This window comes from Streptomyces misionensis (assembly GCF_007896895.1).
Taxonomy (GTDB): domain Bacteria; phylum Actinomycetota; class Actinomycetes; order Streptomycetales; family Streptomycetaceae; genus Streptomyces; species Streptomyces misionensis_A.
This window is the reverse complement of the sequence record NZ_VOGW01000018.1, coordinates 1-9,354: the sequence shown is the minus strand read 5'-3', so window position 1 is coordinate 9,354 and position 9,354 is coordinate 1. Positions and strand designations below refer to the sequence as shown.

Below are 9,354 nucleotides of genomic sequence, written 5' to 3'. Positions count from 1 at the left end.
ACCCGTTCGCGCCGCCGCCGGAGGGCGCCCCGGACCGGCCGTGGCAGCCCCGGCACCCCGGTGGCCAGGGCGGGCCCGGCGCCGGTCAGGGCGGTGGTCCCGGTGCGCCGCAGGGTGGCGGCTCGCCGTGGGGCAGCCAGTGGAGCGACCGCCAGCCCGGGCGTGCGCCCGGCGGTTTCGGCGAGCGTCCCGGCGCCGGTCCGCAGGGTCCCGGTGGCCCGGGCGGGCAGGGCGGGCCGGGCGGCGGCCCCGGCGCGGGCATGCGCTGGGACCCCACGGACCCGGTCCAGCGCCGGGCGCGCTACGCCCTGCTGTCCGGCATGTGGGCCGTCTTCTTCGTCCTGTTCGGCTGGCCGTACGTGGCGCTGCTGCTGGGCGCCCTCGCCCTGTACTGGGGCATCAGCTCGCTGCGCGCCAAGCCGCGCACCCCGGCCCCGGACCAGCCCTCGCCCGCGCCCGCCGGGCGGCCGCAGACGACGGCGGCCGTCGGCGGCCTGGTCACGGCGGCCCTCGCCCTGGTCCTGGTCGCCTCGACGTTCGCGGTCCAGTTCGTCTACCGCGACTACTTCACCTGTGTCGACGACGCCCTCACCCACGAGGCCAAGCAGTCCTGCCAGACCCTGCTGCCGCAGCAGCTGCGGGGCATGCTGAGCGCGGGGAACGAGTAGCCCGGCGCAGGCCGGGTCCGTCCCGTCAGGGGATCTCGTCCTGCCGGGGGGTCTCGTCCTGCCGGGGCGTCCCGCCCGCGTTCCCGGACGCCGCGTTTCCGGACGCCGCGTTCCCGCCCGCCACCGTCCCGCCCGCCGCGGTCCCGGTCGGCTCGGGGAAGGACGGCTCGGGGAAGGACGGCTCGGGCGGGTCAGCCCGGTCCTGGTGAAGAGCGCGGTCCAGATCGTCGCGCAGGCCCGGGACGAAGGGTTCGGCGGGAAGGACGTCGTACCCCTCCTCCTCGGCGAGGGTCGGGTCCCGGACGGGCTTCGGCGCGGTGACCGGGGTGCCCTCGCGCCGCGCACCGGGCCCGGCCCCCGCCCGGTTCTTCGGCTTCGCCTCCGGGACGACGGCCGGCGTCCTCGGCGACGCCGTCCCGGCCGGGTCGGCCCCCGCCCGCCGCCGCCACAGCCGCCACGCCCGGACGACCAGGGCGGTCGGCAGCCCGAACAGCGCGGTCCACGCACCGGCCGCGGGTCCGGTCAGCCACCACGGCGGGCCGAAGCGGGACAGCGCGGCGACGCCCAGCGGGCCGCCCGCCAGCGCGGCGAGCAGGGTCAGCAGCAGGGCGCAGACCGCCGCCGTCAGCAGCGCCACCCCGGCGGTGCGGCCCGCCCGCCAGCGGCGGGGCTCCCGTACCGCCGCCCGCGCCACGAACCACCCCGCCGTCATCCCGGCCACCACCGGCACCAGCCCGGCCGCCCAGTTCAGCCGCGTCCCGGGGCCGGCGTCCGGCACCGCCGCGAGCAGCGGGAACGGCGGCAGCAGCGGGGCCGGATCGGAGGCGAACGGGTGCACCGGGTGCCCGGCGCCGAGGACGAACCCGGGGCCGAGGGCGTAGGACGCGGCCCACACGGAGGCGTTGGGGACCAGCGCCATGCCGAGCAGCAGCACCGCGAACCGTCCCGTCCAGCCGTCCGTCAGCTCCAGGAACGAGGCCCGTGCCGCGCCCCCGTGCCACACCGTCGAGGCGGCCACGAGCAGCGCCCCGCCCCCGGTCAGCACGGCCGTCGCCGCCCCGGCGGCCCGGACCGCCGCGCCCAGCCGCGCCCGCGCGTCCGTGCCGGACACCGCCCGCCGCACGGGCCCCGGCAGCACCGTGAGCACCCGCGGCAGCGGCTGGGGCGGGCAGCCGTGCGCCGACCAGACCCCGGCGCCGGCCCCGGCCACCGCGACCAGCGGCAGCCACACCGCCACCCCGCCCCAGGAGCAGCGCAGTTCGCCGCCGGAGCAGTAGAGGGCGGCGGCGGTGCCGACGCCGAGGTAGCCGAGGACCACGCCCAGCCATGCCGTGCGCACCGGCACGGGCGGCGGCCCGTCGGGTTCGGCGGGCGCGTCCGTGGCGTAGCGGCCGGCCCGGTGCAGCAGCCACACCGGCAGCGCGAGGAGCAGCAACGGTGTGATGCCGACCGGGAGTTGGGCGCCCGAGAGGGTGTCGGTGCGGACCAGTTCGACGCCGTGCGCGAGCAGCCAGAGCGCGGCGGCGATGTGCAGCGCGCCGCTCGGCCCGCTGTCGGGATAGGGCGAGCTGATCCACAGGACCAGGACGAGCACGGTGAGCGCGCCGAGGCCGAGCCCGGCCGCGACCACGCCGTTCAGCAGGCTGGCGGACAGGCCGGGCGGACGGTCGCGCAGCCGGGTGGACAGCGGGGTGAGCGACGGTCGGCGATCGGTCATCTGGGTCACGTCGCCATGCTCCCAACGACACGCGCTTTCCCGGCGTAACAGGTGAACCACCGAAGTGTCGCTCAATATATGTTTATGTCACTTATCGTACGAAAGGGTGCACGGTGACGACGCAGATCTCCGCCAGCCCGCTGCCACCGCCCAGGGAACGCCGACGCCTGCGCCGGTCCGGCGCCATGACACACGCTCAGCTCGCCGCACGCCTCGGCGTGGCCCGTGCCACGGTGCGCGCGTGGGAGTCCGGCCGCCGGGACCCGACCGGCGCCGAGGGGCGGGCGTACGCCGAACTCCTCGCCTCGTTCGCCCGGCCGACGGACCCTCAGGACAGCTCCCAGAAGCCGCCTCCCGACGCACCGGACGCCGGTCCGGCGCCCGGCCCCGAGCCCTTGACGCCCGCTCAGGCCTTCGACGCGCTCTACGCCTTCTGCGCCCCGGCCCTCGTACGCCAGACCTATCTGCTCTGCGGGCGCCGCGAGCTGGCCCGCGAGGCGGTGGAGCACGCCTTCCAGCAGGCCTGGCAGCGCTGGCCGGAGGTGGCGCAGGACCGGGACCCGGCCGGATGGGTGCGGGCGGTGGCGTACGACTGCGCGCTCTCGCCCTGGCACCGGTTCCGGCCGCGCCACCGGCACCCCGAGCCGCCGCCCGCCGACCCGGCCGACCGGGACCTGCTGCACGCGCTGCTGAGGCTGCCGCCCTCCTACCGGCGCACGCTCGTGCTGTACGACGGCGTCGGCCTCGACCTGCCGGAGACGGCGGCGGAGACGGAGGCCAGCACCCCGGCGGCGGCGAACCGGCTGACCCATGCGCGGGAGGCGGTGGCCGCGCAGGTCCCCGAACTGGCCGACACGGCCCTGCTGCACCGCCGGCTCACCGAACTCGCCTCGCGGGAACGGCTGCGCGCATCCCACCCCCCGGCGGTGCGCACGGTCGGCGAACGCCGGAACGTCTTCTGGACCCGCGCGGCCATCGCCTTCACGGTGACGATCATCGGTGCGACGACGCTCACCCTGCAAACGGCCCCGATGGGCCCGCTGTCCCGCACCGAGCAGCTGCTGCGGGACAAACTCCGCCAGGACTCGGCCGCGGGACCGGACCGGGTCGAGCCGACTCCTCGGTGAGCCCCGCACCCGCGCGCTGCGCCGAGAACGCCCGCAGGCCCGCCCCGGGAAACGGGGCGGGCCTGCGGGCGTCGGTTCGAGCCGCTCAGGCGGAGAGGATCTCCCGGGCCAGCTTGGCGGTCTCGGTCGGGGTCTTGCCGACCTTGACGCCCGCCGCCTCCAGGGCCTCCTTCTTGGCCTGTGCGGTGCCGGAGGAGCCGGAGACGATCGCGCCGGCGTGACCCATGGTCTTGCCCTCCGGCGCGGTGAAGCCCGCGACGTAGCCGACGACCGGCTTGGTCACGTTGTCCTTGATGAACGCGGCGGCACGCTCCTCGGCGTCACCACCGATCTCGCCGATCATCACGATCAGCTCGGTCTCGGGGTCCTCTTGGAAGGCCGCGAGCGCGTCGATGTGGGTGGTGCCGATGATCGGGTCGCCACCGATGCCGACGGCCGTCGAGAAGCCGATGTCCCGCAGCTCGTACATCATCTGGTACGTCAGCGTGCCGGACTTCGACACCAGGCCGATGCGGCCCGGCTTGGTGATGTCGCCCGGGATGATGCCGACGTTCGACTGGCCCGGGGTGATGATGCCGGGGCAGTTCGGGCCGATGATCCGGGTCTTGTTGCCCTTCTTGCCGGCGTACGCCCAGAAGGACGCCGTGTCGTGCACGGCGATGCCCTCGGTGATCACGACGGCCAGCGGGATCTCGGCGTCGATGGCCTCGACGACCGCGTCCTTCGTGAACTTCTCCGGCACGAAGATGACGGAGACGTTGGCGCCGGTCTTCTCGATGGCCTCCTTGACGGTGCCGAAGACGGGTACCTCGGTGCCGTCGAAGTCCACGGTCTGACCCGCCTTGCGCGGGTTCACGCCGCCCACGACGTTCGTGCCGTCACCGAGCATGAGCTTGGTGTGCTTCATGCCGGTGGCGCCGGTCATGCCCTGGACGATGACCTTGCTGTCCTTGTTGAGCCAGATAGCCATGGTGTGTCGGTGTCCTCGTCCTCGTGCTTACTTGGCGGCGGCCAGCTCGGCGGCCTTCGCGGCCGCGCCGTCCATGGTGTCGACGCGCTGCACCAGCGGGTGGTTGGCGTCCGTGAGGATCTTCCGGCCCAGCTCGGCGTTGTTGCCGTCGAGGCGGACGACGAGCGGCTTCTCGACCTTCTCGCCGCGGTCCTCAAGGAGCTTCAGGGCCTGCACGATGCCGTTGGCGACCTCGTCGCAGGCGGTGATGCCACCGAAGACGTTCACGAAGACGGACTTGACGTCCGGGTCGCCCAGGATGATCTCCAGGCCGTTCGCCATCACCTGGGCGGAGGCGCCGCCGCCGATGTCCAGGAAGTTGGCGGGCTTGACGCCACCGTGGTTCTCACCGGCGTACGCGACGACGTCCAGGGTGCTCATGACGAGACCGGCGCCGTTGCCGATGATGCCGACCTCGCCGTCGAGCTTCACGTAGTTGAGGTTCTTCGCCTTGGCGGCGGCCTCCAGCGGGTTGGCCGCGGCCTTGTCGTGCAGCTCCTCGAACTCCGGGTGACGGAACTCGGCGTTGTCGTCCAGGGAGACCTTGCCGTCGAGGGCGATGACCTCGCCGGAGGCGACCTTGGCCAGCGGGTTGACCTCGACCAGGAGGGCGTCCTCCTTGATGAAGGTGTCCCACAGCTTGACCAGCACGTCGGCGACCTTGTCGGCGACCTCGGCCGGGAACTTGGCGGCCGCGACGATCTCGCGGGCCTTCTCCGGGGTCACACCGTCGATCGCGTCGATCGGCGTCTTGGCGACGGCCTCCGGACGGGTGGCCGCCACCTCCTCGATCTCCATGCCGCCCTCGACGGACGCGATGGAGAGGAAGGTGCGGTTGGCACGGTCGAGGAGGAAGGAGACGTAGTACTCCTCGACGATCTCCGGGGCGGTCTCGGCGATCATCACCTTGTGGACCGTGTGGCCCTTGATGTCCATGCCGAGGATGTCCGTCGCGCGGGCGACGGCCTCGTCCGCGGAGGCGGCCAGCTTGACGCCACCGGCCTTGCCGCGACCACCGACCTTCACCTGCGCCTTGACGACGGACTTGCCGCCCAGACGCTCGGTGATCTCGCGCGCCGCCTCAGGCGTGTCGATGACTTCACCGGCCAGCACCGGTACATCGTGCTTGGCGAAGAGGTCCCTCGCCTGGTACTCGAACAGGTCCACGCGCTTCCGTCCCTATCAGTGATCTCGCGGTTCGTTGGATGCGTGGGCGTGCCGCGAAGGGCAACGTGACGTCCGCTTGTCACTAGGGGGGCGCACACGGTGTCCGAGCGCGCGGCATGTCCGTCTCGCAGGTTATCGCCGCTTGCGGGGGCTCCCTAAATCGAGGGTCACACCTGAGCGGTGATACCTGTCACATGATGCCGGGTTCCTTGGCACGCCGTGCCGCGCCACTCCCACCTACCGACGGGTACGAGACCTCACCGGGCTGGGGTTGACCCGGTGAGGTCTCCGGACGGCTCCGGCAGGACCGGGGCCGGGACGGTTGGTCCCCACCCCAATGGGGACCACCCGCCCCATCCGCGGGGCTCCGCCCGGTCGGACCGACGGCGTTCGGCCGACCGGGCGCGACCGCCCCGCGGAGCGAGGTGGCCGGGCGTGAGCGGATGCGCCGACTACCCGATGCCCCCTCCGACGCCCCCCACGCCGTCCGGGTTCCCGGTCGCCCCGGCGGCTTCAGGCGGTGTCCGGTATGGGCAGCGGACGCTTCTCCAGCGCCGCCGCCATCACCTCGGGGAACAGATCGGGCGTGCAGGCGAAGGCCGGCGCGCCGAGCGCGGCCAGCGCCGCCGCGTGCTCCCGGTCGTAGGCGGGCGCACCCTCGTCGGACAGCGCCAGCAGCGTCACGAACTGCACCCCGGACGCCTTCATGGCCGCCACCCGCTTGAGCATCTCGTCCCGGATGCCGCCCTCGTAGAGGTCGCTGATCAGCACCACCACGGTCTCGGCGGGCCGGCTGATCCGCGACTGGCAGTAGGCGAGCGCCCGGTTGATGTCCGTACCGCCGCCCAGCTGGGTGCCGAAGAGCACGTCCACCGGGTCGTCGAGCTGGTCGGTGAGGTCGGCCACCGCCGTGTCGAAGACGACCAGCCGGGTGCCGATCGACCGCATGGAGGCGAGGACCGCGCCGAAGACGGACGCGTAGACCACGGACGCCGCCATCGAGCCCGACTGGTCGATGCAGAGGATCACCTCCTTCTTCACCGAACGCGCGGAACGGCTGTAGCCGATCAGCCGTTCGGGCACGATCGTGCGGTGCTCGGGCAGGTAGTGCTTGAGGTTGGCCGCGACGGTGCGGTTCCAGTCGATGTCGTGGTGGCGCGGCCGGCTGACGCGTGCGCTGCGGTCCAGGGCGCCGGTCAGGGTCGCCCGGGTGCGGGTGGCGAGCCGCTTCTCCAGGTCGTCCACCACCTTGCGCACCACCGCCCGGGCCGTCTCCTTCGTCGTCTCCGGCATCGCCTTGTTGAGCGAGAGCAGCGTGCCGACCAGGTGGACGTCGGCCTCCACGGCCTCCAGCATCTCCGGCTCCAGCAGCAGCGCGGCGAGCCCCAGCCGGTCGATGGCGTCGCGCTGCATGACCTGGACGACGGAGGAGGGGAAGTAGGTGCGGATGTCCCCGAGCCAGCGCGCCACCGACGGCGCCGAGGCGCCGAGCCCCGCGGTGCGCTCGCGCCCCGACTGCGCCTTGTCGCCCTTGCCGTAGAGCGCGGCCAGGGTGGCGTCCATCGCCGCGTCCCGCCCGGACAGCGCGCATCCGGTGCCGTCGGCCTGCTCCCCGCCGAGCACCAGCCGCCAGCGCCGCAGCCGCTCCCGCGCCGGGTCGTCCGGGTCCGTCGCCACCCGCGCTGCCGCCTGCGTCGTCGCGTTCGTCACCGGGCCACCCCCGCCAGTTTGTTGTCGTGCGTGGTCGTCCCGGACCGGCCGTCCGGGTCCGGAGCCGATTCCGCAGCCGGCTCCGGGCCGGGGCCGAGCAGCAGGCGCAGCACCGGCAGCACGGCGTCGGCGCGCTCGGGGTCCGGCTCGGCGGCGAAGCCGGGTGCGGTGAGCGCCCGGGCCGCCGCCCCCGCCCGCTCCCCGGGGCCGCGCCGCACCAGCTCGCCGAGGGTTCTGCGCACCCCCGGCTCGTACGCCGCGAAGGTGCGCCGCAGCAGCGGCAGCACGTCGGTGAAGGCCTCCGCCGACACTCCGGTCAGCCAGCCGTCGACCAGGCCGAGCAGCCGCTCGTCGTGCACCAGCAGCAGGCCGCCCCCGCCGCCGGCGAAGCCCTCGATCCAGGCGGCCGCGTCGGCGGGCGGCGTGCCCGGCGACAACACGAGCCCCATCAGCCGCGCCGCCTCGCCGGCCGCCAGTACCCCTTCGTCCAGCAGCAGCCGCACCGCCCGCCCCCGGATCACCCCGGGCACGGTGTCCCGCGGCGCGAGCGCGCGCAGCACGGCCCGCCAGCGCGTCCGCAGCCCGCCGAGGGCACGGGGGTCTCGGGCGCCCCCGGCGCCGCCCTCGGCCGAGGCCGCCGCGCCCTGCCCCGCGGCGGCGGCCGCCGTCTCCGCCGTTCCGGGTCCGGCGCCCTCGGCGCCGGCCGTGCCGGGCAGGCTCTCCCCCAGCAGCCCCACCGCCGTGTGCACCGCGTCCAGGTGCTCGCGCATCCGCCCGGCCGCGTCGGCGTCCAGCGCGGCGCAGGCCGGCGGCAGGCCGACGAAGATCCGCTCGGCGAGGCCGGCCGCGACGCCGGCCAGCGCGCGGGTGTCGGTGCCGCGTACGTCGCCGTACCGCAGGGAGCGGACCAGGGCGGGCAGGGCCTGGGCCAGGTGGCCGACGTCCGTGTCCAGGGCCGCCCGGTCGGCGAGGGCCCGCATGACCACCGGCAGGGCGTCCGACAGCCCCGCGAGCAGGCACCGTTCGGCGAGCGCGGTGACCTCGGCGAGGGCCTCCGCGGCGGCCGCGTCCGCCTCGGCCCTGGCCTGCGCCGCTCCGGCCACGGTGGTGCCCCACACCCCCGCCTCCGCGACCCGCACGGACAGCTCCGGCTCCCAGCGCAGCCGCCAGGTCTCCCGGAACGTGCCCGTGCTTCCCCGCGAGGGGCCCGGTTCCCCCCAGCCGATGCCGAGCAGCCGCAGCCGGTGCAGCAGTCTGCTGCGGGCCGCGTCGGTCTCCCCCCGCAGATCCAGCTCCAGTTCGCGCTCCAGCGCCTCCGGTTTGAGCCGCAGCGCGCGCTGCCGCCGGGCCAGGTCGCGTTGCAGCGGCACGGCGGGAGCCGTCTCCGGCACCTCGCCCAGGACGTCCCCGACCACCAGCCGGTCGTGCACCAGCGTCAGCGGCACGTCCGAGCCGTCGCACATCACCGCGCGCACCGCCTCGGTGGTCTCCCCCAGCCCGGGCAGCGGACGGCCGCGCAGCGCCGCGAGGGTCTCCGCGAGCCGTACGGCCTCGATGACGTGCGCGGAGGACACGATCCGGTCCTCCTCCCGCAGCAGGCCCGCCACCTTGGTCAGCCACCGCTCCACCGGCCGGTCGGGGGCGTGGAAGAGATGGCCGTACCAGCCCGGCGAATCGATGCCCGCGCCGTATCCGCTGGACCGGGCCAGCCTGCGGTGCGTCCAGGGCACCCAGGTCACATCGGTCTTGACCTTGGGCAGCCCCTTCAGCAGCGCCCGGTCGGCGGCGACGGTGGTCTTCGCGCCGAGCGCCGGCACGTGCCAGGCCCCGCACACCACGGCCACCGCGTCCCCGAACTCCCGGCGCGCGGCCCGCGCCTGGAGCCGCATCTGCGCCTCGCGCACCAGGTCCCGGGGGCGCCCGCCCGCGCCGTACCGCTCGCGCAGCGCGCCCATG

General features: G+C 74.8%; 7 protein-coding genes. 2 read left to right on the top strand and 5 right to left on the bottom strand.

Annotated elements, in window-relative coordinates; all coding sequences use genetic code 11:
* Positions 1 to 668, top strand: a 668-nt coding sequence (locus FRZ03_RS03480; RefSeq protein WP_146463654.1) for a hypothetical protein, incomplete at its 5' end; no start/stop codon positions are given.
* Between the two features lie 25 nt (positions 669 to 693).
* Here the strand turns inward: FRZ03_RS03480 and FRZ03_RS03475 are convergent.
* Positions 694 to 2,385, bottom strand: coding sequence for a cell division protein PerM (locus FRZ03_RS03475; protein ID WP_261398500.1), 1,692 nt, complete (start codon positions 2,383 to 2,385; stop codon positions 694 to 696).
* A gap of 113 nt (positions 2,386 to 2,498) precedes the next feature.
* On the opposite strand from FRZ03_RS03475, the gene FRZ03_RS03470 reads away from it, so the two are divergent.
* A complete protein-coding gene (locus FRZ03_RS03470) occupies positions 2,499 to 3,512 on the top strand; it encodes a transcriptional regulator (protein ID WP_146463653.1) in 1,014 nt (337 codons plus the stop codon).
* A gap of 85 nt (positions 3,513 to 3,597) precedes the next feature.
* Here FRZ03_RS03470 and sucD read toward each other — a convergent pair whose 3' ends face one another.
* The 4 genes from sucD to FRZ03_RS03450 form a co-directional block, all read right to left on the bottom strand.
* A complete protein-coding gene (gene sucD / locus FRZ03_RS03465; RefSeq protein ID WP_146463652.1) occupies positions 3,598 to 4,482 on the bottom strand; it encodes a succinate--CoA ligase subunit alpha in 885 nt (294 codons plus the stop codon).
* A gap of 27 nt (positions 4,483 to 4,509) precedes the next feature.
* A complete protein-coding gene (gene sucC / locus FRZ03_RS03460; RefSeq protein WP_146463651.1) occupies positions 4,510 to 5,688 on the bottom strand; it encodes an ADP-forming succinate--CoA ligase subunit beta in 1,179 nt (392 codons plus the stop codon).
* A 513-nt stretch (positions 5,689 to 6,201) separates the two neighbouring features.
* A complete protein-coding gene (locus FRZ03_RS03455) occupies positions 6,202 to 7,398 on the bottom strand; it encodes a VWA domain-containing protein (protein ID WP_398659614.1) in 1,197 nt (398 codons plus the stop codon).
* Positions 7,395 to 9,354: DUF5682 family protein (locus tag FRZ03_RS03450; protein ID WP_146463650.1), on the bottom strand; the 1,960-nt coding region annotated here is incomplete at its 5' end. The genes FRZ03_RS03455 and FRZ03_RS03450, both read right to left, overlap by 4 nt.